Consider the following 24,441-nt stretch of genomic DNA (forward strand, 5'->3'; position numbering starts at 1 on the left):
GTTACCAGCTTGTGTCGACATACGGTAAAAACTGCTAAAATCCCCCCGACAGCAAATAATAACAACAAGCATTTTGCGTCCTATAAATCCGTGAATATACTGATTATTAATTTTGAACTTTTAACTGAGCTGCGTCTTTCGTTGCACTACACGCGGCATCCCCAAGGTAAATGCATAATACCTCCCAGTAATGGGTTAATGGGTTTTGATAGGGGTAATTTTGAGCCATCCAGTCCTTAAACTTTTCTTCGGCGCGCTCTGCTTACTAAGCTTGTGCGGGGCGCCGCTCACAGGCTCAGCATTACCTTTAAATGCGGCTAACACACAGCTGAAATTTGAACATATCCGCAGCGAAGAAGGCTTAAATCAGAATACAATTACCAGCCTGTTTATGGACAGCGCGGGTATGCTTTGGATTGGAACTCAGGACGGCCTACATAGTTACAATGGCTATAATTTCAATCTCTTTATTCATTCGCCAAATAATCCCAGCAGCATTTCAGAAAGCTTTATCTCCGACATTATTCAAGATGCGGAAGGCTATCTGTGGATTGGCACCTTTAGCCAAGGAGTTAATCGGCTCGATCTCAATACGGGTACCTTTGAGCGCTTTGGCCTTGAACAGGGCCTAACCGATCCTAGAGTGACCAAACTCAATATTGTCGGCAATACGTTGTGGATTGGTACCCAAGGCGGGTTGTTTTCACTGTCGATAAAAACTCAGCGGATCACGCAAGTCTCCCTCGGCAACAGCGTCGAGCCACATATCACTAGCCTCGCCAATGTTGAAAACACCTATCTACTAGCGGGAACAAGGGCCAGCGGCACCTTTGCGTTGAGTTCAAATGCCATCACTAGGCTGAATGTGCCGCAGGATCTGACCGCCTACCAGATTAAAGCGAATTCGACTCGCGCCATCACCTTAGCGCTGGGCAATCAGCTTTGGCATTACGATTTGGTTTCACACCAAGGGAGTATTCTCTGGCAGGCAGAGGACGATATTCCTTACCTCAAGGATTTTATTCAAACACCCCAAGGACAGTTTTGGGTGGTCGGCCCCGAAGCGGGTCTTATTCAGCTGGAGCGTGAGGCGGGGCGTTTCGTTGCGGCTTATCATAAATACGATATGCAGCGTCCCAACAGTATCAGCGACAATAATATCCTCTGTTTATTGCAAGACACCTTCGGCAATCTCTGGCTCGGGGGAAGTTATTCTGGCTTGAACAAGATCAACACCCGTCGGCAGTACTTCCAACATCTATTTGAATATACAACCGAATTACCTCAGCAGAGCAATAATATCCGCACCATGTTTCGTAGTCAGGATAAAGCACTGTGGATAGGTACCGAAGGCGCAGGCCTCAAGCGCTTAGCCTTTAATGCTAAACAATATGAGCATTACACTTCGGCTTTTGCTAAGGCGCTCGGTAAAGAAACGCGCCATTTAAATCTTGTCCTGCGTGCGCTCACCCAAGACAGACAAGGTGTACTCTGGTTTGCCAGCAATTATGGCTTAGGACGTTTAACCCCGAGCGGTGAATTTACTCTGCTTAAGCTTACTCAAAGCCAAGATCCGGCCTCAGAAGCGAACTATATTCGTAGCTTAGAGCTAGATGCTCAGGGCCAACTCTGGGTAGCGACCTTCCACGCCTTGTATCGAAAAGCGCTTGAAAAGGATGAGTTTACCTCTGTTCCACTCACAGATATTGAGAATTTTCATCCCACACAAAACCTGCTGCTGATGCTCAGAGCCGACGGCAATACTCTGTGGATTGGTTCACTCAATGGTTTAGTTAAACTCGATATGCAAACGGGTCAAGGCCAAGCCTTTTACCATGACCCAGAAAATAAAAACACCATTATTAACAATCGGATTCGAGACGTTTTAGTCGCAAGTAATGGTGACGTCTGGTTCGCGACCCACGGCGGTATTAGCAGGCTATCGGCTCAAGCCGAGGATATGGTTTTTAGGGATTACACCCGCGAACAAGGCCTGCCGAGCGACACGATTTACGCCCTGCTCGAAGACGATGAGCACCATATTTGGTTCAGCAGCAATGCGGGCATCGGCAAGTTGAATCCGACCAATGGCAAAATCATCAACTTCAACGAGCAAGAAGGTTTGCAGGCGTTAGAGTTTAACGGTGGCGTCAAACTCAAAGACAGCGATGGCGACCTCTGGTTTGGTGGCATTAACGGCATCAACCGCTTTAGTCCTAAGGCGATACCCGACCAAAGAAGCGAAGCCAAAGTCGCCCTAACGGCCTATAAAATTGCGGGTAAGCGACACACTATCCTCGATCTTAGCCATCCGCCTAAAATCCTGATGAACTATGACGACCAGCTCGTCAGCTTTGAGGTCACCTCACTCGATTTCAGTTACACGGGGAAAAATCGCTTTAGTTATTATCTCGAAGGGTTTGATAACCAATGGCATGATCTGCCCTCGGGGAATGAAATCACCTTTACCAATATCAATCCCGGCCACTATGTGCTCCATGTTCGCCATTCTTTGGAGTACAACAGCGAGGGCAGCTATGCGCTGCTGGTCGATTTAACGGTCAAAGCGCCCTTCTATCGCTCGCAAATTGCCTATGCACTCTATGTCCTGCTAGCACTTGGTCTACTGGGCTGGATAGTGTTGTGGCGTAAACAGAAGCGCGAACAGCAACAAGAGTTTGAAACCAGCATTCGTGCCTCTGAAGAACGACTCAAACTGGCGCTGTGGGCCTCGGGCGATGGCATGTGGGACTGGAATATCCAAGAACAGCAGGTCTATCGTACTCATACGGATATTCCGGTTTCCCAGTGGAGCAGCCACACGCTACTGCACGACAATGCTCACCCAGAGGATAGAGAGCGATTTAAACAAGTCTTGACCGACCATTTACAAGGGCGCACACCGTTTTTTGAAATGGAATATCGCATCGAACACTCACCGGGCAACTGGCTGTGGATCCTCGAGCGCGGCAAAGTGGTTGAGACCAATAACCAGGAACAGCCCATGCGGATGACGGGCACCACCCGTAATATCACCTCCCGCAAGCTGATCGAGAATGAGCTGGTGCTCTCCTCCCAAGTGCTTAACAGCATGAACGAAGCCGTTGTGGTAGCAGGTTTAGACTATCGTATCCGCTCGGTAAACCCCGCCTTTAGCGCGATTACCGGATATTCGGAGCGGCAAATCAGTGATAAATATTTAATTCACTTAGCCTACAGCCGGCAGCAGCGAGATCTGTTCAACAGTATTGAGCAGCAACTGCTACGCCATAAACATTGGGCGGGTGAAATTTGGATCCGCAACAGGGCGCGTAAGGCGATTCTGGTGTGGCTTGAGATCAACCAAGTGATCGATGTAAAAGGCGAAACTAGCCACTTTGTGGCGGTGTTTACCGATATCACAGAGCGTAAAAAGGCCGAAGAGGATCTCCGCTTCCTTGCCAGTTTCGACACCTTGACTGGACTGCCGAATCGCACCTTATTCCAGGACAGGCTCAACCACGCCATATCTCAAGCCCATAGGTCGAATAATATCGTCGCACTGCTGTTTTTAGATCTCGACCGCTTTAAGCATATCAATGACTCCATGGGGCACCATATTGGCGATCTGCTCCTCAAAGCCGTGGCCCACAGACTGCAAAATGCCGTCCGCGAAGGGGACACTGTGGCCCGCTTAGGTGGCGATGAATTTACTATTATTTTAGAAGGCGTGGCGAAAACCAAAGCGGCGACGCTGATCTCCGAGAAAGTGCTCAAGGCCTTTCAGGCGCCCTTCTTACTCGATGATAAGTCCCTGACCATTTCAACCTCGATTGGTATCAGCCTCTATCCCAACGATGCGGAAGATGTGGATTCGCTGATTAAATTTGCCGACACAGCCATGTACCACGCTAAGGCGCTCGGGCGGAATAACTTCCAGTTTTATACTAATAAACTCAATGAGATGGCAACACGCCATGTGCAACTCGAGGCGGGGCTTAAGCAGGCTATTTCTCGCAACGAGTTAAGCTTGGTGTATCAGCCCAAATTCTGCCTGCGCAAAGGTTCTCTGACCGGACTCGAGGCGCTGCTACGCTGGCATCATTCCGAATTAGGCCCGATCTCGCCCGCCGAGTTTATTCCGCTGGCGGAGGAAACCGGCATTATTAACCAGATTGGCCATTGGGTGATCAACCACGCCTGCCAACAGCTTGCCGAGTGGAGTGAGTTAGGTTTTGGCGATATCAGCATGGCAGTGAACCTGTCTGCGCGGCAATTGAAGGCCGATATTATCTCGACCATCGAAGTCGCTCTTGCGGTATCGGGCCTGCCCGCCAAGGCGCTCGAGCTGGAATTAACCGAGTCGATGATCATGGGTAATCCGCAGGAATCGGTAAATATCCTCTCTAAACTCAAGGCGTTAGGTTTAACCATCGCCGTGGATGATTTCGGTACAGGTTACTCAAGCTTGAGTTACCTAAAACGTTTCCCCATCGACACCTTAAAGATTGACCGTGAGTTTGTGCGCGACATTACTAATGACCCAGATGATGCTGCCATTACCAGTGCGATTATCGCCCTCGCCCACAGCCTAGAGTTAAATGTGGTGGCGGAAGGGGTAGAAACCCAAGAGCAGCTAAACTTCTTAGCGCTACAAGGTTGCGATCAGGTACAGGGCTTCCTGCTGAGTAAACCGCTCAGTACCCAAGATTGCTTAGCGCTGTTGCAACAACGGATAAAATAAAACCAGATAAAAAATAAGGCTCCCTAAAGGAGCCTTATTTTATTGATTAATCTGACGATTAAGGTGCTACACGCTCAACACGTTTCACCCAGCCATCCGGGCCCTGGATATGGCCTTTTTGGATATCGGTATACAGCTTATAGATGCGCTGAATATGCTCACCCACTTCACCGTTGCCCACGGTCACCACTCGACCATCTTCAAAAATATAGGAACCGACAGCAGACACTACGGCGGCCGTACCAAAACCACCTGCTTCGATAATCTCACCGGACTCGATATCGGCAATAAACTTATCCAGCATAACAGTCTCTTGGCGCACTTCGCAGCCGAGTAACTCACCCAGCTCCATAATGGATTGCGAGGTAATGGATTTTAAGATGGTATCGGTGAAGGTTGGAATAATCACTGTGCCGTCTTTCAGAATGTGGAAGTGGTTCATGGCGCCAGCTTCTTCAATCTGTTGGTTGTTGGCATCTAAATACAGCACCTGCGAAGCCCCAAACTGCGCGGCAGCCTTACCGGCACGCAATGAGGCGGCATAGTTACCCGCCGCTTTAGAGGCACCAGTACCACCCGACACGGCGCGATGGTAAGTCTTGCTGATCAGCAGACGAATGCCTTTATTCACACCCGCCGCGTAGTAAGCACCACTTGGGCTTAACACCACGCAGAAGGTGTAGCGCGCACTTGGACTCACAGACAGACGATCTTCAGTCGCAAAAATAAAGGGGCGAATGTATAAACAAGCACCTTCTTGCATCGGGAACCAGAGACGGTCTACGTCGATCAAGGCGTTGATCGCATCGATTTGCATCTGCTCATCGATATTAGGAATACAGACAATATCCGCAGAGCGATTCATACGCTCAGCGTTTTTGTTGATACGGAAAGTGTAAATTTCACCATCTTCATGCATAAAGGCCTTGGCGCCTTCGAAGATTGACTGACCATAATGCAGGGCCATCGCGCCCGGTGCCATTTCAAACGGACCGTAGGGCACAATACGCGGATCGCGCCATTCACCATCGCGATAATCCATTAAAAACATATGATCGGTTCTGAGGCTACCGAAGCCCACATTTCCTTCGGGCTTGAATTGCTCAGTACGGCGTTCGGACGCAGGTTTTAAATCGTATTTTATTTCCATCGCATACCACCTTGATTACTGAACAAGCAGACTAGGTAGCGGCAGGAATAAAGTCAATAGGTGAGATTCATCTAAAAGTCTTAGCCGATAAAATAAGCTGTTAAAAAGATGTCTTAACAACTTGCCGTTAAGGCAAATCGCCTCATTCACCTCCCCTTATTGACTTTGGATTTAGCCCTGCGGCGCCTCAAGCCAGCCGCCCACGGCTTGTGCGGGTTCTTCATTTAGCGTTAACCAGACCACCCACGCCAAACGGGGCGCGTTAAGCGCTGATGCGGGAATGGCATCGAGGGATTGGGTAAACTGTAGCGCTGGGTCTGTGGCGCCCGCAAACAAAGCCGTCGCGGGCAAAGATTGCAAACTCAGCACCACAAAATCATGGGGTAATTGTTTATGGCGATTCTCGCCGCGTTTGATCTCAGTCGTAAAACCTGAACCGACCAAGGCCAAGTGCAAACGCGCTCGATGTAAGTCTTTATCCTGCGCCCAACTGGGCTGCGGTGCAAAACTCGCCTCAAGTTGCTGATTGGCGATGCGCACCTTAAGCACACCGACCTCAGGCTGAGGCATAGCAAATATCCCGTTTAACTCACCCGAGAACCAACCACGCCACTCCTTAGCATTAATCACAAACTGTGGCGTATACACTTGCCGCGTATGCTTTTGGTTTAAATGCTGATATTGGCGCTCACTGAAAGCCCTTTGGCCAAAAATATCCTTCCACCCGAGGTAATCCCAATAGGTCACATGAAAGGCTAACGGAAAATATTTCTGCCATAGGTCGGTCTTATTAAATTGCTCAGCTAACCAAGCTTCAGCGGGCGGGCAACTACTGCAGCCCTGTGACGTATAAAGTTCGATAATATAGGGGCGAGCCACGGTACTCTGCGCTTCAAAAGGTGCCAAGGTTTGAGCAAGCACGGGTTGCAACAGCTGCCAGAAAAAAATACTCGCTAATAGGATGCGTTTCATAATTTCTCCTCCCTCAATAGAGAAGAAGACCTTGAATCGCATCCAAATCATTCACACCAGAGGAAAGATGATGTCTGACTACAAAATGATCCCCTGTGCCCACTACGACTACCTTGAGCTAGCTTGTATGCACGGCTATCGCCTCGACATTGAGCTGCAGGACGGCAGCCTATGCCAAGCACGGGCAATTACGACCCAGACCCACGCCGATAAGACTGAATGGCTGGTCGTCGAACATCAAGCTGGCCAGCAAACACTGCGGCTAGATAGCATTATCGCCATCACGCCCACGGATCCCCATGCCAGTTTTGGCCGTGTTATGATTGCGAGCTGGTAGTAAAGGAGCATAAATAAATGACAAGGATGATACTGTTACTGGAATTAGGCGATTGGGCTGGAGGTCACCACGGTCAGTCCCCCTACTTGGTGGAGTTTGATAGCGAGCGACTCGATTCCCCCTTTGATGTTAGCGAAGGTTGGGGACACGGATTAGGCGGCAGCCGTTATTCGTTGGCACGGTTTGTCGAAACTGAGGATTATCATCAACTCAAGCTCCACGCACCTTGGGCTGCGAGCATCATAGAGCAAAGTTTACCAACGCTGGATATTGAGGCCATTTCCCAAGGCTTGCAGGCGCAGTATCCCTCGCACAGCCCCAATATTCCGGCAAACTTAGCCCGCTATTTCTAACTGAAGCGATTGTTATAACTAAAGATCGCGTTCTAATTGAAGGTTGCGTTGCGTCACTTTGTCACGATAGATGTGCAGCATCATTTGAGGCTGCAATGGTTGAGGACGAGTAAAGCCAAGTTCAACTTAGCTTTACTACTTACTGAGATAAGATAGCGAGTTACGCCTTAGCGACTGCGGCAATCACAGAAATTTCAACCAGGTATTCTGGCTCGGCAATCGCCGCCTGCACACAGGCACGGGCTGGCGCATGACCCTGTGGCACCCAAGCATCCCAAACGGCATTCATGGCATCGTAGTCATTCATATCTTTTAAATAGATAGTGGCTGACAACAAGTGCTCCCGAGAACTGCCCGCCTGCGCTAACAGGGTGTCGACTTCCTCTAGCATAGTCGTCGTTTGTTCGGTGATGTTTTGATACTTATCCTTTGCCACTTGGCCACATAAGTACACTGTGCCTTGGTGGATCACTATGCTGCTCATACGTGTACCAACATCTAAACGGGTAATGCTCATAGGGATAATCTCTTACATCAAATGGTTAATTCTGCGGGCATTCTAACCCGAAAGGCTCAGTTTGTCTGCGAACGTGCGCTCACCCAAGGTGGATAAAAGCGTGTCATTAAAGCCAATAACCCAAGCGCAGTACCTATAACCCCACACCACACGAATAGGGTTGCAACGGATAAGTTAACTAACTGAAATCCCACTAATGCCGCACCCGCCCCGATTAACGCAAAGGGCAGTTGAGTCACCACATGGTCATGGGGTAAGCAGCCTGAGCTCGTCGCGCTCAGCACGCTAGTATCGGAAATCGGCGAGCAATGATCGCCAAACACCGAGCCCGCCATCACTGCACTCAATACAGGTAACAGCAAGCTAGCATCCATGTTATGGGCAATTTCCCCGCTGATGGGGATCATAATCGCAAAGGTGCCCCAGCTTGAGCCAGTGGCAAAGGCCATGATAGCGCAGAGCAGGAACATCCCCGCCACCAGCAAACTCGGGGATAAATACAATTTAGCCCAACTCGCTAACAAGCTCGCCACGCCCAGATCTTGGATCACCGCGCCTATCATCCAAGTACAGAGTAAAATCGCGATGGCAAAGGCGATCATCCGCACCCCATGCGCCAAATCCGCCAGCAGTTTCCCTATGCTTCGACCCGACAGCATCAACAACACTAGCGTCACTAAGGTCGATAACAGACAGGCATCGCGCATCGCTGCGCCAATATCGGCTTTGGTTAACCAAGCCGAAATATCCCATGACGGCACCTGCTGCGCGCCAGACCAGAGAGTTAAACCGACTGAAGCGGCCAGCAAGGTCAGCATAGGGATCGCAAGCAACCAAGGATTCCCTTGTGAGGGCGTTAAATTTGGCTCAACGGGCTCAGCCGCCAATAGCGCATTCTCGATGGGGTGAAACCCCATCCCAAACCAAGCAACAATCAGCGACAAGCCTAAGGTGGTTATCGCATAAAAATTGAATAAGGCGACGTCGATAAAGGCTTCAAGGGCGGAAACGGGTAAAAAACTGAGTCCCGCCAACAGTGCCATCACATAGGGACCCCAGCTAGAAAAAGGCAAGAGTGAACAGAGCGGTGACGCATTAGAGTCGACTAAATAGGCCAGCTGCGTCTGCCGGATGCCATAACGCTGGCTCAAAGGTTGGCACACATGCCCCACGGCGAGGCAACTAAAAATACCGTCGATAAAGACCAGCCAGCCCAGCAGCACCACGCCAATACGCGCCTGTCGCCCCGTGCGAATACGTCGATATAGCCAATCACCAAATTGCTCGACCGCACCGCTTCTGGCGAGGAGCTGCGTCATGCTGCCCAGCAGTAACATGGCCATCAGCACGTTTAAATGCCACCACTGCCAAGCGTCTTGGCTGTAAAACTGCTTAGCGCCAATCTCCAGCAGATAGCCCAAGCTTTGCAGGATATCGAAGTGGGTAATGATTAAGGCGCCCGAGAGGATACCGACACCTAGCGCCACTAAGGTACGCCGCAGCCAAAGGGCTAACACTAGGGTTAATAACAGGGGAAGTATCGCAAGCAGATTCGGCGACATGGGCCTTTCCGATAATAAATAAACCCAAGAATACTAACGAGTTAGTAACAAATGCAAAAAAACTTAAATTCGCACGCGGTTATCGGGCATTTTTTGACCAAACGAAAAAGACTGCTATTCCTTATGCTCTTGGCACTGCTAGAATCACAGTCCCATCCAGAAACTATAGGACTCTCCAGATGAGCCTTGAATTACTGTCCAAACTGGAAACCAAGATCCAGGCTACACTCGAAACCATCGAGCTTCTAAAAATGGAGCTAGAGGAAGAGAAGCAAAAGACGTCGACCTTGAATGAGCAAAATCAACAATTATCTGAGCAGAACCAACAACTGCAACAAGAACTCGCTTCTTGGAACGACAAAGTCACTGGACTTGTTGGCCTGCTCAACAGTGAAATCTAAGCTGTTTTAGTTTGATGATTCTGCGATTCAATCAGTTCGTTCAGCTCTAAGATAGCCTGCTTCACTTTTGGCAGGCTTTTTCTTGGCAATAAAAAACGCCCCTTTTCAAATTCTAATCGACCTAAGTCTTTAACCCATATCACGCCAGTGAGAAAAATACGCGCATGCTTTGCAATAAGCTTCGGTGCGTATACAGGGAAAACTCTCATACAACCCCCTACATGCATTCTTGTTGTTATTGATTACAGTTGTTTGACAGAAGCATTACCTATTGAGTTTCATCTCTGATAGATTTTTTTCAAGATTTACAATTCAAACAGCTTAACCAAATGATTTAATTAAATAATCAGTTCAGTTTATTTCACAATAAACAATCGTCAAAAAATTGACTATTGACATTATTTTGACGCATTGTTAGATTAGTCAGGTTACTCAGGGTAAAAATGAGCCCTCTGGCTCAAGTCCGTACTTTCCGATTATCGGAAGTACGGTTTTTTTTTACTCTTTTTTGCCAAACACCTAAGTCCGCAAGCGGCGAGTTTAACTGTCACTACCAAGGGCTCAAGCTTCAGCCAATAAAAAAGGAGCGCTAGGCTCCTTTAATTTTATGTTCGAAGTATCAATCAGTTAGATTACAAAATGATGATAAAACGGCGGCAATCTGGTGATCATTACTGTTTCTTGGCTAAGTAGTAAGCGATATCTAACAGTTCATCGTAAGACTTGATGGCACCGGTTTCGACGCGGTACTTGCCATTCACCACTAAGGCAGGCACACCTGAAATCTTCGCGTTTTCAGTATCACGCTTCATTTTTGCCATTTGCGCTTTCACCATAAAAGAGTCAGCGGCCGCATCGAAGGCCTTGCCGTCTACGCCATTAGCCACGAACAAGGCGCGCACGTCATCACGGTTAGTGAAGTGTTGTTTCTTCTCATGGATGGCAGAAAATAGAGCTGCATCCATTTTCTCGTCCACGTTCAATTGGTGTGCAACGGCAAAAGCGCGTGACATTTCTACGCCCATTTCCTTACCAATAAAGTCAACGTGGGCTTGGTTAAATGCCACACCTTCTGGCTTCTCAGCCAAAATTTTAGGCACCACAGTTTTAGAGAAGTTGAAGCAATGTGGGCAATAGAAAGAGAAAAACTCGGTGATTTCAGGCTTAGCTGTCGCTGGGCCGTCGTTAATCACTGTGTAGTGTACGCCTTCTTTGTACTCAACTGCCGATACAGTTAATGGAGCCAATAACAGCGCTGCCACCATAAGTAATGCTTTTTTCATGAATTTTCCTTAAATCAATTTTCAAAACTAGCTGGAGCCTAACATATTTCATTTTTTGAGTGTAACTCAAGCCGAGAGTTCAATCGGTTTGGGCTAATAGGCGCGTAATTCCACCCTGTTCACACATTTAGTAGGGGATCAGGCTCAGCGGCGGTTCATCGAGTGCCGCGAGTTGCTCCTTAAAAGCCAAGATCTGCTGCTCCCAATACTTTTCATCCCCAAACCAGGGGAAATGCATAGGAAAAGCAGGATCCTGCCAACGCCTGCCAATCCAAGCGTTATAGTGCACCATCCGTAATGCGCGTAGGGGTTCAATCAACGCCAACTGCCGAGTATCGAACTCACAAAACTCTTCATAGGCCTCGAGTAATACCTCGAGTTGCAGTTGCTGCTGCGCTCTATCGCCCGTCAGCATCATCCATAAATCTTGAATAGCCGGTCCCATGCGAGCATCGTCTAAATCCACAAACCCCGGCCCATCGGGTGTCCAAAGAATATTCCCCGGGTGTAAATCCCCATGCAGACGAATAGCCGTAAAGGATTGCTGCGCCCAAAGCTGATTCACCTTCGCCAGCACTTGCTCTACCACGGTAAAAAACGCGGGGCGCAGTGTGTTTGGTACTAAGTCTGACTGCTTTAACCAGGCGAAAGGTTCATCGCCTAAGATCTGGGGATTCAGTGGCTCACGGGCCTTAAACGTCGACTGAGCACCGAACTGGTGTATACGACCGATAAAACGCCCAACAAATTCCAACTGCTCTAAATTATCCACTTCAAAGGGACGACCGCCGATGGAGGGAAACAGTGCAAAGCGAAAGCCATGGAAATGATGTAAGGTCTGCCCTTGCACAGATGCGGGCACCGCCATTGGGATTTCCTGTTCGGCAAGCGCGATGGCATAGTCGTGTTCTTCTTGGATCTGCGCATCGGTCCAACGATCGGGGCGGTAAAACTTCACCACATAACGTTGCCCTTCATCGCTGCGAAATTGATACACGCGGTTTTCGTAGCTATTGAGCGCGAGTAGACCTGTCTCTGGATACACCCCAAGACTCTCGATCGCATCTAAAATCAAATCCGGCGTTAAGGCTTGAAAGTCAAAGGCTGCGCCCGAATGCGTATCATCGACGACGCCCTGAGATGGGGCTAACTTATCTTGGCTCATTGTGACTCTCTCATACATAGGACTTTAACAGTGTGGCAAGGTATTCCAGCACCTCAAAATCGGCCTCACGTTCCACATTCAGCCAACAGATATTGCCGTAAAACTCATAATTGAGCCAAAGCGAGGTACCCTCAAACTCCAATAGCCATTGATGGCGATCCGCGCCCCATTGGCGCTCGCGCACTCGGCAGTCTAAGGCATGGGCTAATGGTTCGGCAAAGGCCTCGAAATGGTCAAAATCGATATCGCCGCTCACACTTAAGCTTAACGCGGCTCTATCTAACTGAATGGCTTCTAATTTCATCTTTACTTCCATCAACTGCTGCACGACATAATCAGCCCTTGTCCCCAATCGGGTGGACGCTTGGCTAGATCTTCATGCTCAACTTGTTCGGCAAATGGCTGGCACAATACTTGATGCAAACGCTCTAGCGGCGCAAGATTTCCCTCCTCCACGGCAATAATGGCCTCTTGAGCCAAATAGTTGCGAAGAATGTACTTGGGATTGACGTTATTACGCGCCTGTTGCCAGGCCTCAATATCGGTAACTTTACCCAGCCGCGCCTGATAGGTCTGATACCAAGCATCAAATTCATTAAGGTCGATAAAATCATCCCGCAGCGACGAGTGCACACTGCTTGGGTCAAGTTGACCGAAGCGGCGCCACGTGTTGCTGTAATCCAGCTGATTTTTCTCCATCAGCACGGTAAAGCGGCCAATCAGTTCTAAGTCCTGCTGATCCTGCTCGGCTGTCGAATCCACTCGCTCAGTCAATCCCAACTTAGCGCGCATCAGCATCAAATAATGTTGCACCAGAGCATGTTGATATTGATTCAAGGCGGCAATTAAATCATCGGAGGGGATCACAGGCGTCAACGCCTGCGCTAAACGTTGCAGGTTCCACAGGCCAATGCCGGGCTGCTGACCAAAGGCATAACGCCCTTCTGGGTCGGAATGATTGCAAATAAAGTCTTCTTGGAAGGTATCAAGGAAGGCAAACGGGCCAAAATCGAAACTGTCCCCCAGAATCGACATATTGTCGGTATTCATCACCCCGTGGGCAAAGCCAATAGCCTGCCAATGGGCGATGAGCTTAGCGGTATCTTGCACCACCTGCAAAAACCAGGCTTTATAGCCCGCCAGATCGCAGCTCAAATGTGGATAATGCTGCCTCAAGGTAAAGTTGAGTAACTGCGTGAGCTTATCGGCTTGGCCACGCTCGCTATGGCAGAAAAATTCGAAATGACCAAAACGGATATGGCTGCGCGCCAAACGTACGGTAATGGCTGCGGTTTCTTGGCTCTCACGCCAGACGGGCATATCAGAGCCGATTACCGCCAGGGCTCGAGTCGTCGGCACACCTAAATGATGCAGTGCTTCGGAGACAAGGAACTCCCGCACCGCAGAGCGCATCACGGCTCTGCCATCGCCATGGCGAGAATAGGGCGTCGGCCCGCCGCCTTTTAGTGCCACATCCCAAGCGCCTTGGGGACCTAATGCCTCACCCAAAATAATCGAGCGACCATCGCCTAATCTGGGCGTGTAGCCACCAAACTGATGGCCACTGTACACCTGCGCATAATAACTTGCGCCCTCAACGGCCGCGTTACCCGATAATCCCTGCAATAAGGCATCCGTCGGCTGCTGTAAGTCGATTAACTTGGCGGCATCTTCACTCCACGCCAGCCAATGGGGATTGCTTATCCCCTGCGGATAGACTTGAGCGTAAAACTCAGGCAACTGGGTAAAAAAATCCTGTTTAAACTTCATCAATGCTTTTCCTATTGAACGAGCTGCTTACACACGAGCACGGACTTGTCGTTAAACTCGCACTGCAGGCCACATTGATAGACGCCGGCACCGCTGGCCTCGAAGCCACTCACACCCGATCCCGTTAAGCGTTGTAACCCTTGGGCTTTGCGTTGGCATTGTTCGAGGGTGTCGTAATAACCATTGATATCATCGGTTTGTAATGGCGTCGTTGGCAGTGAGGTCGCCGCTGGATAATAGAATAGCGTCCATTCGGGGGTTTTAGTGCAACCACTCAAGCCAAGGCTGAGGCAGGCAAACAAGATGGCCAAGGATAATTTCATTTTGACAATTCGGTTAAAACAGCTCGCAACACACTTCATAAAAATAGCCCATAAAAAAAGCGAACCTTAGTTCGCCTTTTGCGCGGTAAGTATCAAGATTCTACACGGCTTTACTCGGTTAAATAACCGCTTTTCGGCTAAGGGTATCTCAAGCGCAGTGTTAATCGCGTTGGAGCGCCAAAGGCTAGAATCCTACAATCGCAAGCAGACAACGACCTTAGGCCGTTGCCGCTTTCGCCTGCGCCTTCTCTATACGGCTAATTCGCCCTTCAAATCCCGTGACTGTGCCATCGGTTAAACCAAATTTGATCGCCTCTTGGCAGAGTGCAATCGCTTTATCAAAGTCTTGGGTATCGTTTAACAAGGTCGCAAGCTGCATAAAACCAGGGGTTTTAAGCTCAAGATCTTTGGACTTTTCGGCATTCACACTGTGGAATAACGCAAGATACAACCCATGCAGCGCTGCACCATAGGTTAAATATTCGGTCGATTTTCGCTGCTTGTAGCACTCGGCAATCACGTTTTGTAACGCGTTATAGCGCGCCTGCGCCGTCTCTGCACTTTGGTATTCTTCTGCTGCGCGTTGCAGTGTGACATTCGCCCATGAACCAAGTGCTGCAAGTGGTTCGTCTTTTGCCAAACGAGTGCTTGCCACCTCAGGCGAACTCTCGGCGCTTTCTTTTGCCTTAACTGGGGTGTCGACGACTACCGGCTCTTCTTGGGCCTCACTCGCCTGGGTGACCGGAGCTTCATCCTTAGGGATTGCAGAGTCTTTATCGGCATCGGCAGAATGGACATCGGCAAGGATAATCACACTCTTTTCATTACTAGCAGTGGGGAGCTCGACATCGATAATATCTTCGCTTATCTCGACCCGACTCGCTGGCTCAACGTCCCTTGGCATTAATTCAACTTCGGGTGCTTTGGCCGCAGAATCGGCCGCTGACTCGTTCGTCGCAGCAGGAGCAATGTCAGGCGTAGGTTCAGCCTCATCGGGCGAAGCGCTTGTATCCCTTGTCTTTTCGGTTGATTTCTTCGCCATCATTGCTTCTTGTTCTTCCTTCGCCAAGCGCTGGGCACGACGAAATAAAAACACTCCGATAGCGATCAGTATAAAAACGACAACGACCTTCATTCTTCTTCACCTTTAATGGCTGCTTCCCATCAGAAGCGATTGCAGTTGGCTTGCCAGGGCGACTCAATAACCTGAAGCTGACAAGGGATTCTGTCCAAAAGTTGAGCAGAGATTAACCGCTATTAAAGTCCATAGTGTCTGTGTAAATCAAGTATTTATGCCGTTTTATCCGATCTTGCACGCAAATCGATAGGCGCAATTCGGCTAGACTGTTAGGGTTTATGACCATTTGCAAAAATTAAGGAAAGCCTAATGCAAAACATTCTGATCGTTGCCCACGCCAGCCCCTATGGCACAGAAAAGCTCTTCAATAGCCTACGTATCGCGTTGGCGCTGAAGGACCAAACCGAGCAACAAGTTGATTTAAAAATCTTTTTAATGTCAGATGCGGTGTTTGGCGCCCTTAAGCATCAAACGACTCCAGACCTCAGTTACAACCTACAACAGATGTTTGAGATCCTAAGCGCTCAGCAAGTCCCGATTTTACTCTGTAAAACCTGCGCCCAAGCGCGGGGCGTTAACCCCGAGATGCTGCTCGAGGGCGCCGAAATTGGCACTTTACAGGATCTCACCCGCTGGACGCTGGCCGCCGATAAGGTGATGCATATTTAAAGTCTCATTTTGTGCGCACCTTCATAAATTGACACTTCAATTTTGAACAAGCCCGCGCCGCTGCTTATGATGGAATTATCCGAGTAACAGACTAAGGTATTCCCATGGACTCAGCGGCACTACTCACAGGTAAACTGCGCTACGAACATGAAACCATTAGCGCGATGGCGAAGATTTATTGTAAAGCTAAGCACCAAGGCCAAACGGCATCCGGCCTGTGTGAAGAGTGTTTAGCGCTGCTAGAATATGCCGCCGTTCGCCTCGATCGTTGCCCCTACGGACAAGATAAACCCACCTGCAGTAAGTGCCCAGTGCACTGCTATAAACCGGCGCAAAAGGCGCAGGTCAAAGAGATCATGATTTTCGCCGGCCCACGAATGCTGTTACCGCATCCCATTCGCGCAATCAAACACTTACTGGCAGAGCGTCAGCCTGTACCCGCATCTGTACCTGAGGCGGCATCTAATCGCCATCAACGCATCGCAATTTCACAGAAAAACCTTTAGTAACACTTTTGCACCTCGAAATTCCCTGTTATAACAAGGCGTCGAGGTGCTTAAAATGAACGAATTTAATACGTTTTTTGCTCAAGCCTATTGGTGGTTATCCCTATTTGGTGGCTTACATTGCCTCGCGCTAGCTATTTATATTCGCTACTTCTACCACTCAAACAATAACCAAAAACTGCTTGCTGGCTTCTTGAGTCTTATCGGCTTGTACTTCCTGACGGGTATGCTCAATCGCGATAACACGCCGATCCCTATCCATGTGTTATTTAACCTGATCACCCCAATTTACTTCTTACTCATGCCGCTGCTCTACCTCTACTGCAAACGCAGTCTAGAACAAAACACCTCACCCATTGGCTTTTCGCGGCATTATTGGCCAGCACTAGTCACCCTATGCTTGGCCATGATTGATATCGCGGTGCGGTTGAATCTACACAAAAATGCGATTTGGTTTCAGGCAGAATTCTTTAAATATCGGCAAGATATCGATTTCAGCCATTGGAGTCTGGCCTTGCCTCTGCTGCTGTTTATCCAAACGGCAACCTATTTTGTTGCGCTCTGGCGACTGTTCCAACGGCATAAACTACGCCAGCAACAGAATAACGATGCACCGCAGCAAACCTTAAAGCTGATCCGTTTCCGCTGGTTGTTCGGCCTGACCTTAGCCATGCTATTTAACTGGTTGTTAAGGGTATTTGTGGTAGTACTCCCCTTTTATCTTGGGGATTCACTCTCGACCCTATCCCATGCGCTGCCACGCTTAAGCCTGCTGTTAAGCTTTTACCTGCTGGCAGCTTATGGCCTCAAGCAAATCACCCGCACCGCCTATCTCAGGGGACATATGTCGGCCCCGCAGCCAAAGGCAGAGCCTCAGGCGGGAGAGATACTCACTCCTGAAGAATTTGAATTTATTCAACAACTACAGCAGGAATCGAATGAAGGCTCTGAAAAAATCACCAATACGCCCTCTCGCTCGAAGAACTAATTCACCCTAAAACACTCAAAACTGGCACACTGTCACCCAGTAAAAACTGAACCCCAGCTGACATGAACTCAGCTTTAGGCTGTCATTTGTTAAAACAAAGGGTAGTCTGATGGAACCTAAGCATTAAGGAGGAACGCCATGAAATCATTTTTATCCCTTATCGTCGCATCAACCTGTCTGATTGCCAGCTTTATGGCACCCGCAGCTCAGGCCGACGATAGCTACACCGAGGCTTTAAATAATTTTCACCAAGCAAAGGAAACCCGCAAATTTTTTAATACCGCCTATGGTTATGCCCTTTTCCCCACTGTCGGTAAAGGCGGAATAGGTATTGGCGCCGCCTACGGCAAAGGTCGCGTCTTTCAAGCAGGTCAATATATGGGAGACTCTAGCCTGACCCAGCTCTCCATTGGTTTTCAGCTAGGCGGACAAGCCTATAGCGAAATCATCTTCTTTAAGGATGCCAAATCCTACAACGAGTTTACCAGTGGCAGTTTCGAGTTCGATGCACAGGCCTCGGCTGTTGCGATTAACATGGGCGCAAATGCTAAAGCAGGCACCACAGGCAACTCGGCAGGCGCAGGCCAAGCGGGTGGTAATCAATCGGCAACTGCCGCCTATATCAATGGTATGGCGGTATTTACCGTTGCCAAGGGTGGATTAATGTTTGAAGCGGCGCTGGCGGGACAATCCTTCTCCTTCGAGCCCAGAGGCAACTAAGTTTTAGTCCATGTCGTCCCCATTAAAAAACCTCCTATTCCATAGGATTAGGAGGTTTTCTTTTATCCCCGATAGCGATTACTCATGTCCCCAAGGGGTCGGCGGCAACGGCTGCGGTTGGCTCAAGTCAAAATCTACTTGAAAATGACGATTCTCGCGGGTCAACAGGTAGCTGAAGGTACTTGGCGTAACCTCCATATGCCACACATTGGTGACAGACTGAGTCAGGCCATTTTGCATAAAGTTATCAATCGATGCCTGATCGATAGGGAATGACTGTTTTTGGCTGCTGCCGACACTCGCCGTATCGCCGCCATACATAGTCACTTTATCTTCCGTTCCGTCTTGATGGCGGTGATCATGCTTTAACCTTAAACCTTGAGTCGTTTTCGTGATCACCCAAGTACGGGAGTGGTCATCACCCACATGGAACGGGATTTTCAGCTCAGTATCACTGCATTCGCGCACATGCATCACCAGTGCTTTATCACGAAAAGCCGCATCTGCACTGTCCGTTGACACTACTTTACCCGCAAAGGCTTTACCGCAATGGGATGCTAATTGATTGAAGAAAGTCTCTTGCGCCATGGCAAGTGCAGGTTCGGTCGACGCATGAGCAAATACCGGCGTAGCCATCATAAGGCCGACGATTCCAAGGCGTGGTAGGGTGATAGTTTTCATTATGTTTTCCATGGAAAATTCGATGAAAAACACGCTAACACAGGGGAATAAATTTAAACTTAATTCCCCTGTTTAGCTTAGAGGCGTTACCAACCGATATACAGACGTGAACGGTTGCCTAAACGTTTTTTGATAAAGCGAGCCGTGATAATACTGCCCACCATCAGGAAGGTAAAAATCGCCGCCGAGAACAGGATACTGGTGACCCAAGACCCCGGCGGTAAGCGATAACGTAACACTGTGGCGACTGTATTAAACAACATGTCGAATAACGGGTGGATGAAGAAAATTGCAAAGCTCATCTCGGCGGTTTCCACTAACCAAGGGATGCGGCTGCGTTTCGACAACCAATCACAGAAGTTAAGCACTAGCACACACAGACTCAGCTTTTGGATAAACTGCCAATCGATACCGTTATATTCAAACGGCGCCTTATGGTAGTTACCAATGTGCTGCACTATGTAACTTTGCTCAACCAGACTCACAATCAGGAAGATCACCGCTAACGCACTGAAAATAGAGCCATAGCGCGTCACAATATGTTCATCTTGGGAATATAAAATACCAATCAAATAGAAAGGCATAAAATACACCACCGAGTGGATAAAGTTGACGTTACCTATGGGTCGGTGGAGCAGAATCGCCACCACACAACTCAGCACGAATAGGGTCCAACGCATCTGCTGCGAGCAGCGGATAAACCACAAAAACACTGGCGAGAATAAAAACACCGCCATGATAAAAGGGATATACCAGTGCGGATACAGGATATAGCCGTTACGCACGGTATAGAAAACGCTCAACAGTAGCTTATCAAGCGACTGATGTTCCAAGAAAAACCAACGTAAACACAAGAAGAACAAGCCAACGGCAGAGACGACCAAAAAGGGATAAAGTACGTTTTGCACTTTATTCTTCATAAACTTGCCGTAATCGAAGTCCTTATAAAAAATCCGATGGAAAAAATAGCCAGAGATAAACACGAACAACGCCGTGCCCCCCCTGAGTAAATTTTCCAGCAATAACGGAAACCCTTCCCCAGAGTTATAAATACTGTGGCCAAGCACGATAAAAATAATCGCGATGCCGCGCATGTAGGTAAATTCGAGCTGATTTTTTCTCATATTAATTCATCGCACAGTAGAGGGTTCTTCCCTCAACAACACTTGCAGAAACCCGGATGGTGCCATGGATTTCCGGCTCATTGAACACCAAATACTGACCTTCGCGCTGAAAGGTGAACCCCAAAGGTAACAGAGTTGCGGCTTCAATGCCCTCACAATAATTCTGTAATGGCACATCCAACAACGGACTACCACTCACATTTAAGTTACTGAATTGTGAACTCATACCTAAATAGGCTTGGGTCATTTCCTCTTGATAGGGCACCACATAAAACCCAGAACGCACCTCACCCACGTCGATAAAACTGCTGCTATCGCTCACACTCGGCATCACCAATAACGGCACTTTCGGGTCTTGCACATCCTTAAGTAACTGGGTCAGTTTTTGCTCCGTCGCCGGATAGTAGGCCAGCATGTCCTGCAGCCGTTTCTTCTGCGCCATATTCTGGGCAACGGGCGGAGCAATCGGCTTGATGCGGCTCAGCAGTAAATCCACGGGCAACATGCCCGACATCACCGACTCTTTCCACACATAGGCATCTTGAGTGCTATCAAGCAATATGCCAGCCAGCGCGCCGATATTCTCAGCCTCGGCGGTCCAGCCACCAAGCATTTGCTGCTGTTGATAATAATCCTGCACGTACTGCAACAGGATTTGCTGATAGCCGAGGTAGGACTGGTTTTGACTTAAGAAGCGCGCACCCGCAATTAACTCGACATAACGCGCGCTGCCTTCGACTAAGTCATTTACATAACTGACTTTATCTTCGTTAGGCGCCGTTTGCCGCCACACTTGCAACCAGTAAGCGGCATAGCCTAAATACTGCGCCTGCTGCTCGGGTTGTTTTAAGGCCGCCATCAAGGCATTAAACAGTTGTAAACGGTAATAGCGAGCATCTAGGTTAAGTGGATAAACCTCGCCTTCATATCGACGCGCATCCTCTAACACCCGCCACTCGGATTGGGCATAAAAATGAAACGCCTCGTGCACACTGTTGCCAGCCCAAATCACAAAAGGTAAATCGGCGGTTTTAGTCGTACTATCGAATTGAATCGTCGGCGACTCGAGCTGGATAAGCACACCCGCTTGCCCTTGATATTGCGGGAAACCAAAGTTAATCGACAACCCAGAGTGCAAGTTAACCGACTCTAACACGCTGTTGTCTTGGATAATTTCGCCGCCGGGTTGGCGTAACCACACATTGCCTGCATAGCTGAAGAGGTGCACTTTATCGTCGAGACGAAATCCTGGCCACAGGGCTTCACTCTGGCGACTGGTCTGAGCCATAAAATCGAGGTACAGGCGGGCGAGTTGTTCTGGCGAGGCCTTATCGGCGAACACGGGGGTGGCGGCAGAGACTCCTAAAAACCACAGGATCACCGCCATAATATTTTTCATTTAATTGCCTAAACACACACAATGGGTTCACAAAACAGCGCTAGCATATAGCGCAATTAACCAATAGTGAAACGTTTCACAAAAAAAATTTTTACCCTTAAAAAACGTGGGTAAAGCCTATTCATTAACCACTAATAAAATCATATTTTTAGCCTAAAAGATGCCACCATTTTCGCGACTAAGGCTTAGGCTCAGCTGGCTCATCGCCAAACCACAGCGCCAACTTATCCGCCGCTTGGGATTTCACTTCATCATCAATATAGAGCATAACCATAGTGAGCGCCGCCGCTAAGGCGCCCAAGTCATCGGTAAAGCCCACCAAAGGTGTCAAATCCGGGATCGCATCCAAGGGCGAGATAAAGTAAGCCAAGGCTCCAAAAATCACCGACTTGGCCCACTTAGGCGTATTAGGCTTTTGCGCCGCATAATAAAGCCACAGGGCACGCTCAACCACTTCACGCCCAGCTTGGCGACCAAACAGTTTGATTTTGTTCCAAAAACCAGTTTCAGTGAATTGTTCTTCTGCCATGTCGACTCCTTGTAATGACGATTAACGTTGCTCACAGTGTACGGCGATACGCGGCGGGTGTCAGGCCAAAGGCCTGTTTAAAGCGCGCCGAGAATTTTTCTGCCGACAAATAGCCGCAGGCCAAGGCGATTTGCAGCACGGAATCCGTAGATTTTTGCAATAGGGTTAGGCCCTGACACAAACGCACTTCGGCGAGCAATTGCCTAAAGCTAGTGTCTTCCTGCGCCAGTTTACGTCTTAAACTGGCACTGCTCATATGCAACTTATCGGCGATTTCCTCTTGCTGCCATGGGGCTGAAGGATGCTGCCCCAATAAGCCCAGCACAGCTTGACTCACATTCACAGGTTTATGACTGTAGAGCCAATTGACGCTCGCTTGCTGCGGTAGACTGAGCAGCAAGGCGGCTAAATAATGCATCTGCACCGACGTGGGTAGCTCCAAGGTAAGGCTGTGCAATAACGCATTCCAGGCAAAATCGACCGAGCGTGAAATCGTTTGCGTAGGTTTAGGTATCAGCCTATCGGTTGTTGTAAGCATAACGCCCGAGGGCAACTCATAGGGCAAGAGGAGTTGCACCGCTCGGTAGCGTCCGCTCATCGGTCGATTGACGAAGCTGATATGGCTTCCGGCGGGTAACAATAATAGCTGCTCGGCATTCACGGCGAGGGCATCATCTTGCCAGAGCAGCGATTTCTCCCCTTGGATCACACGGATAATCGAGGGCTGATGCACTGGCACCCGCGAAAGTGACTGCGCCAGTTTAGAGTCGTATTCAAACATGCGGATCATGCATCAGCCCTACACTATTAACGCTGATACACAGCGGTCAGCTTAGCGCTGCCTAAGGCCTGCGCATTGAGCATAAAGCCTAATAGCGCAGGAGATGCCTCTTTAGGTAACGCTAATGGCGAGGCTAGCGCCCACACAGTAAATATATATCTGTGCATGCCATGCCCCTGCGGCGGGCAAGCGCCACCAAAGTCTGTGGTGCCAAAGTCATTCTTTAGCGCAATCGCTCCTTTAGGTAAGGCATTGGCTTTAGAGCCCGCACCTTGGGCTAGCTGTTGTTGCTCGCCGTTAATATTGTAAACGGCCCAGTGCCACCAACCACTGCCCGTTGGCGCATCGGGATCATAAGCCGTCACCGCATAGGCTTTTGTGCCCTTTGGTGCGTCGCTCCAAGTGAGTTCGGGAGAAAGATTCTCGCCATTACAGCCAAACCCATTAAAAACAAATTGATTCGATAATTGCTGACCTTCGCCAATATCTTTACTCGATAAGGTCATGGCCTGCGCCGAGCCGAATACCGCCGTTAATAAGCCAACTCCGACTATCCACTTATGTAAATGCATCATCTTTATCTCCTTTAGGTAACAGGGCTAATTTACGTCAGTCTTAAGTGGCAAACCTGCCTCAAAACGCCAAGTTTCTTCCCTAAATGCTCAAAATTGAGAAAAAGTGGCGACTTTTTGTCATCTTTAAGCACCCAAGTGATTTTGTAAAGACTTTATCTGCATTTTTATTCAAATATAGCGTACCTTATAAATCACCAAATGAATTAATACAGTGATTAGAGCGAAATTAGATATTTATCCTTTATTAATTTATGCAGTTTTGATTTTTAAATTAATTTGACAATATTTACTTTCGTTATTTAGATAATGATACTTAAGGATGATTGACTGTATTTAAATAGATAAAAAATAGTGAAATAAATAATTACAGTTAATTAAAAATAAGACACAGATCATATTTTTATTGATAACACATAGATAAACTCCATACCGTAATAAAACGTATCAATCATTTTCTCTAATCTCATAATGGAGTTGTATATGAAGAGGAAATCAAAAATCATGGCACATATCCGGCGCACTAGACATATCATGATGCCTAGCCAACGCGACTATTTCGACCATTCATACATCTTCCTTCGCTAATCTTCGCGTAGGTAGTAGGCCAATTAACAGGTCTAAAGTGGTATTGCCCTTGTAAGCGCATACACTTATCGTACTGTTTTTGCAGGTTTATTATCTCGCATCTAAATCAAAGCATTCTTTAGTCAGTGCAGCCAAGCTGCGGCCAAATAATTCTCTCGGAATAAATCTATCTATTTTATTCTAGGACGATTTATAGCCTCATCATATCTGCACACGGAATAGCCATATCTAATTTAATGCCATTAATATT

At 48.4% G+C, this 24,441-nt stretch carries 26 protein-coding genes; 9 read left to right on the forward strand and 17 right to left on the reverse strand.

Going from position 1 to position 24,441, the window contains the following annotated elements:
• Positions 1 to 205: 205 nt before the first annotated feature.
• Positions 206 to 4,723 (forward strand): EAL domain-containing protein, encoded by a 4,518-nt coding sequence (locus tag K0H60_RS19190; RefSeq protein ID WP_220056733.1) that lies wholly within the window; start codon positions 206 to 208, stop codon positions 4,721 to 4,723.
• 58 nt (positions 4,724 to 4,781) lie between these two features.
• Here K0H60_RS19190 and K0H60_RS19195 read toward each other — a convergent pair whose 3' ends face one another.
• Positions 4,782 to 5,873, reverse strand: coding sequence for a branched-chain amino acid aminotransferase (locus tag K0H60_RS19195; RefSeq protein WP_220056734.1), 1,092 nt, complete (start codon positions 5,871 to 5,873; stop codon positions 4,782 to 4,784).
• A 171-nt stretch (positions 5,874 to 6,044) separates the two neighbouring features.
• Positions 6,045 to 6,845: a DUF1223 domain-containing protein gene (locus K0H60_RS19200; protein ID WP_258405767.1), complete on the reverse strand. Its 801-nt coding sequence runs from the start codon at positions 6,843 to 6,845 to the stop codon at positions 6,045 to 6,047.
• Positions 6,846 to 6,915: 70 nt separating this feature from the next.
• Between K0H60_RS19200 and K0H60_RS19205 the strand changes: the two genes are divergently transcribed.
• On the forward strand, positions 6,916 to 7,182 hold the full coding sequence (locus tag K0H60_RS19205; protein ID WP_011718569.1) for a Rho-binding antiterminator: 267 nt from the start codon (positions 6,916 to 6,918) through the stop codon (positions 7,180 to 7,182).
• Positions 7,183 to 7,199: 17 nt separating this feature from the next.
• On the forward strand, positions 7,200 to 7,535 hold the full coding sequence (locus K0H60_RS19210; RefSeq protein ID WP_220056736.1) for a hypothetical protein: 336 nt from the start codon (positions 7,200 to 7,202) through the stop codon (positions 7,533 to 7,535).
• A 160-nt stretch (positions 7,536 to 7,695) separates the two neighbouring features.
• On the opposite strand, the gene K0H60_RS19215 is transcribed toward K0H60_RS19210, so the two are convergent.
• Both K0H60_RS19215 and K0H60_RS19220 read right to left on the reverse strand, forming a co-directional pair.
• Positions 7,696 to 8,052: a RidA family protein gene (locus K0H60_RS19215; RefSeq protein ID WP_220054082.1), complete on the reverse strand. Its 357-nt coding sequence runs from the start codon at positions 8,050 to 8,052 to the stop codon at positions 7,696 to 7,698.
• A gap of 56 nt (positions 8,053 to 8,108) precedes the next feature.
• Positions 8,109 to 9,614 (reverse strand): Na+/H+ antiporter NhaC family protein, encoded by a 1,506-nt coding sequence (locus K0H60_RS19220; RefSeq protein WP_220056737.1) that lies wholly within the window; start codon positions 9,612 to 9,614, stop codon positions 8,109 to 8,111.
• A gap of 179 nt (positions 9,615 to 9,793) precedes the next feature.
• Here K0H60_RS19220 and K0H60_RS19225 point away from each other — a divergent pair, with 179 nt between their 5' ends.
• Positions 9,794 to 10,015: a cell division protein ZapB gene (locus K0H60_RS19225; RefSeq protein WP_086903028.1), complete on the forward strand. Its 222-nt coding sequence runs from the start codon at positions 9,794 to 9,796 to the stop codon at positions 10,013 to 10,015.
• On the opposite strand, the gene K0H60_RS19230 is transcribed toward K0H60_RS19225, so the two are convergent.
• The 7 genes from K0H60_RS19230 to K0H60_RS19260 all read right to left on the reverse strand — a co-directional run bounded on the left by K0H60_RS19230 (position 10,012) and on the right by K0H60_RS19260 (position 15,691).
• Positions 10,012 to 10,224 carry a DUF1107 domain-containing protein gene (locus K0H60_RS19230; RefSeq protein ID WP_011624366.1) on the reverse strand — a complete coding sequence of 71 codons (213 nt, stop codon included), beginning with the start codon at positions 10,222 to 10,224 and terminating at the stop codon, positions 10,012 to 10,014. The genes K0H60_RS19225 and K0H60_RS19230 overlap by 4 nt on opposite strands.
• A 462-nt stretch (positions 10,225 to 10,686) precedes the next feature.
• Positions 10,687 to 11,298: a thiol:disulfide interchange protein DsbA/DsbL gene (locus tag K0H60_RS19235; RefSeq protein WP_086903027.1), complete on the reverse strand. Its 612-nt coding sequence runs from the start codon at positions 11,296 to 11,298 to the stop codon at positions 10,687 to 10,689.
• 127 nt (positions 11,299 to 11,425) lie between these two features.
• The gene (locus K0H60_RS19240) at positions 11,426 to 12,463 is read right to left on the reverse strand and encodes a serine/threonine protein kinase (RefSeq protein ID WP_220056738.1); all 1,038 of its coding nucleotides are present in this window, start codon (positions 12,461 to 12,463) and stop codon (positions 11,426 to 11,428) included.
• A gap of 10 nt (positions 12,464 to 12,473) precedes the next feature.
• Positions 12,474 to 12,767, reverse strand: a complete 294-nt coding sequence (locus K0H60_RS19245; RefSeq protein ID WP_258405768.1) for a DUF3630 family protein — start codon at positions 12,765 to 12,767, stop codon at positions 12,474 to 12,476.
• Positions 12,768 to 12,778: 11 nt separating this feature from the next.
• Positions 12,779 to 14,233 carry a protein adenylyltransferase SelO gene (locus K0H60_RS19250; RefSeq protein ID WP_220056740.1) on the reverse strand — a complete coding sequence of 485 codons (1,455 nt, stop codon included), beginning with the start codon at positions 14,231 to 14,233 and terminating at the stop codon, positions 12,779 to 12,781.
• An 11-nt stretch (positions 14,234 to 14,244) separates the two neighbouring features.
• Positions 14,245 to 14,556 carry a hypothetical protein gene (locus K0H60_RS19255; RefSeq protein WP_023266006.1) on the reverse strand — a complete coding sequence of 104 codons (312 nt, stop codon included), beginning with the start codon at positions 14,554 to 14,556 and terminating at the stop codon, positions 14,245 to 14,247.
• A gap of 217 nt (positions 14,557 to 14,773) precedes the next feature.
• Positions 14,774 to 15,691, reverse strand: coding sequence for a hypothetical protein (locus K0H60_RS19260; protein WP_220056741.1), 918 nt, complete (start codon positions 15,689 to 15,691; stop codon positions 14,774 to 14,776).
• Between the two features lie 252 nt (positions 15,692 to 15,943).
• Here K0H60_RS19260 and K0H60_RS19265 point away from each other — a divergent pair, with 252 nt between their 5' ends.
• The 4 genes from K0H60_RS19265 (at position 15,944) to K0H60_RS19280 (ending at position 18,517) form a co-directional block, all read left to right on the forward strand.
• Positions 15,944 to 16,303 carry a DsrE/DsrF/TusD sulfur relay family protein gene (locus K0H60_RS19265; RefSeq protein WP_086903021.1) on the forward strand — a complete coding sequence of 120 codons (360 nt, stop codon included), beginning with the start codon at positions 15,944 to 15,946 and terminating at the stop codon, positions 16,301 to 16,303.
• A 104-nt stretch (positions 16,304 to 16,407) separates the two neighbouring features.
• Entirely contained in the window at positions 16,408 to 16,809 is a 402-nt protein-coding gene (locus tag K0H60_RS19270; RefSeq protein ID WP_220056742.1) for a nitrous oxide-stimulated promoter family protein, read from the forward strand.
• Positions 16,810 to 16,864: 55 nt separating this feature from the next.
• Positions 16,865 to 17,797, forward strand: a complete 933-nt coding sequence (locus K0H60_RS19275; protein ID WP_220056743.1) for a hypothetical protein — start codon at positions 16,865 to 16,867, stop codon at positions 17,795 to 17,797.
• A 138-nt stretch (positions 17,798 to 17,935) separates the two neighbouring features.
• Positions 17,936 to 18,517, forward strand: coding sequence for a YSC84-related protein (locus K0H60_RS19280; protein ID WP_220056744.1), 582 nt, complete (start codon positions 17,936 to 17,938; stop codon positions 18,515 to 18,517).
• Between the two features lie 78 nt (positions 18,518 to 18,595).
• On the opposite strand, the gene K0H60_RS19285 is transcribed toward K0H60_RS19280, so the two are convergent.
• The 6 genes from K0H60_RS19285 to K0H60_RS19310 all read right to left on the reverse strand — a co-directional run bounded on the left by K0H60_RS19285 (position 18,596) and on the right by K0H60_RS19310 (position 23,606).
• Positions 18,596 to 19,198 (reverse strand): hypothetical protein, encoded by a 603-nt coding sequence (locus K0H60_RS19285; RefSeq protein WP_434086662.1) that lies wholly within the window; start codon positions 19,196 to 19,198, stop codon positions 18,596 to 18,598.
• A gap of 86 nt (positions 19,199 to 19,284) precedes the next feature.
• Positions 19,285 to 20,322 (reverse strand): acyltransferase family protein, encoded by a 1,038-nt coding sequence (locus K0H60_RS19290; RefSeq protein ID WP_220054088.1) that lies wholly within the window; start codon positions 20,320 to 20,322, stop codon positions 19,285 to 19,287.
• Between the two features lies 1 nt (position 20,323).
• Entirely contained in the window at positions 20,324 to 21,721 is a 1,398-nt protein-coding gene (locus K0H60_RS19295) for a hypothetical protein (protein WP_011718600.1), read from the reverse strand.
• Positions 21,722 to 21,899: 178 nt separating this feature from the next.
• Positions 21,900 to 22,250, reverse strand: a complete 351-nt coding sequence (locus K0H60_RS19300; RefSeq protein WP_011718601.1) for a YkvA family protein — start codon at positions 22,248 to 22,250, stop codon at positions 21,900 to 21,902.
• Positions 22,251 to 22,281: 31 nt separating this feature from the next.
• The gene (locus K0H60_RS19305; RefSeq protein ID WP_220056746.1) at positions 22,282 to 23,040 is read right to left on the reverse strand and encodes a helix-turn-helix transcriptional regulator; all 759 of its coding nucleotides are present in this window, start codon (positions 23,038 to 23,040) and stop codon (positions 22,282 to 22,284) included.
• Positions 23,041 to 23,057: 17 nt separating this feature from the next.
• Positions 23,058 to 23,606, reverse strand: a complete 549-nt coding sequence (locus K0H60_RS19310; protein ID WP_220056747.1) for a YbhB/YbcL family Raf kinase inhibitor-like protein — start codon at positions 23,604 to 23,606, stop codon at positions 23,058 to 23,060.
• 501 nt (positions 23,607 to 24,107) lie between these two features.
• Between K0H60_RS19310 and speFL the strand changes: the two genes are divergently transcribed.
• On the forward strand, positions 24,108 to 24,191 hold the full coding sequence (gene speFL, locus K0H60_RS20660) for a leader peptide SpeFL (RefSeq protein WP_227499260.1): 84 nt from the start codon (positions 24,108 to 24,110) through the stop codon (positions 24,189 to 24,191).
• The last annotated feature ends 250 nt before the right edge of the window (positions 24,192 to 24,441 follow it).

It is taken from the genome of Shewanella mangrovisoli, assembly GCF_019457635.1.
Lineage (GTDB): Bacteria > Pseudomonadota > Gammaproteobacteria > Enterobacterales > Shewanellaceae > Shewanella > Shewanella mangrovisoli.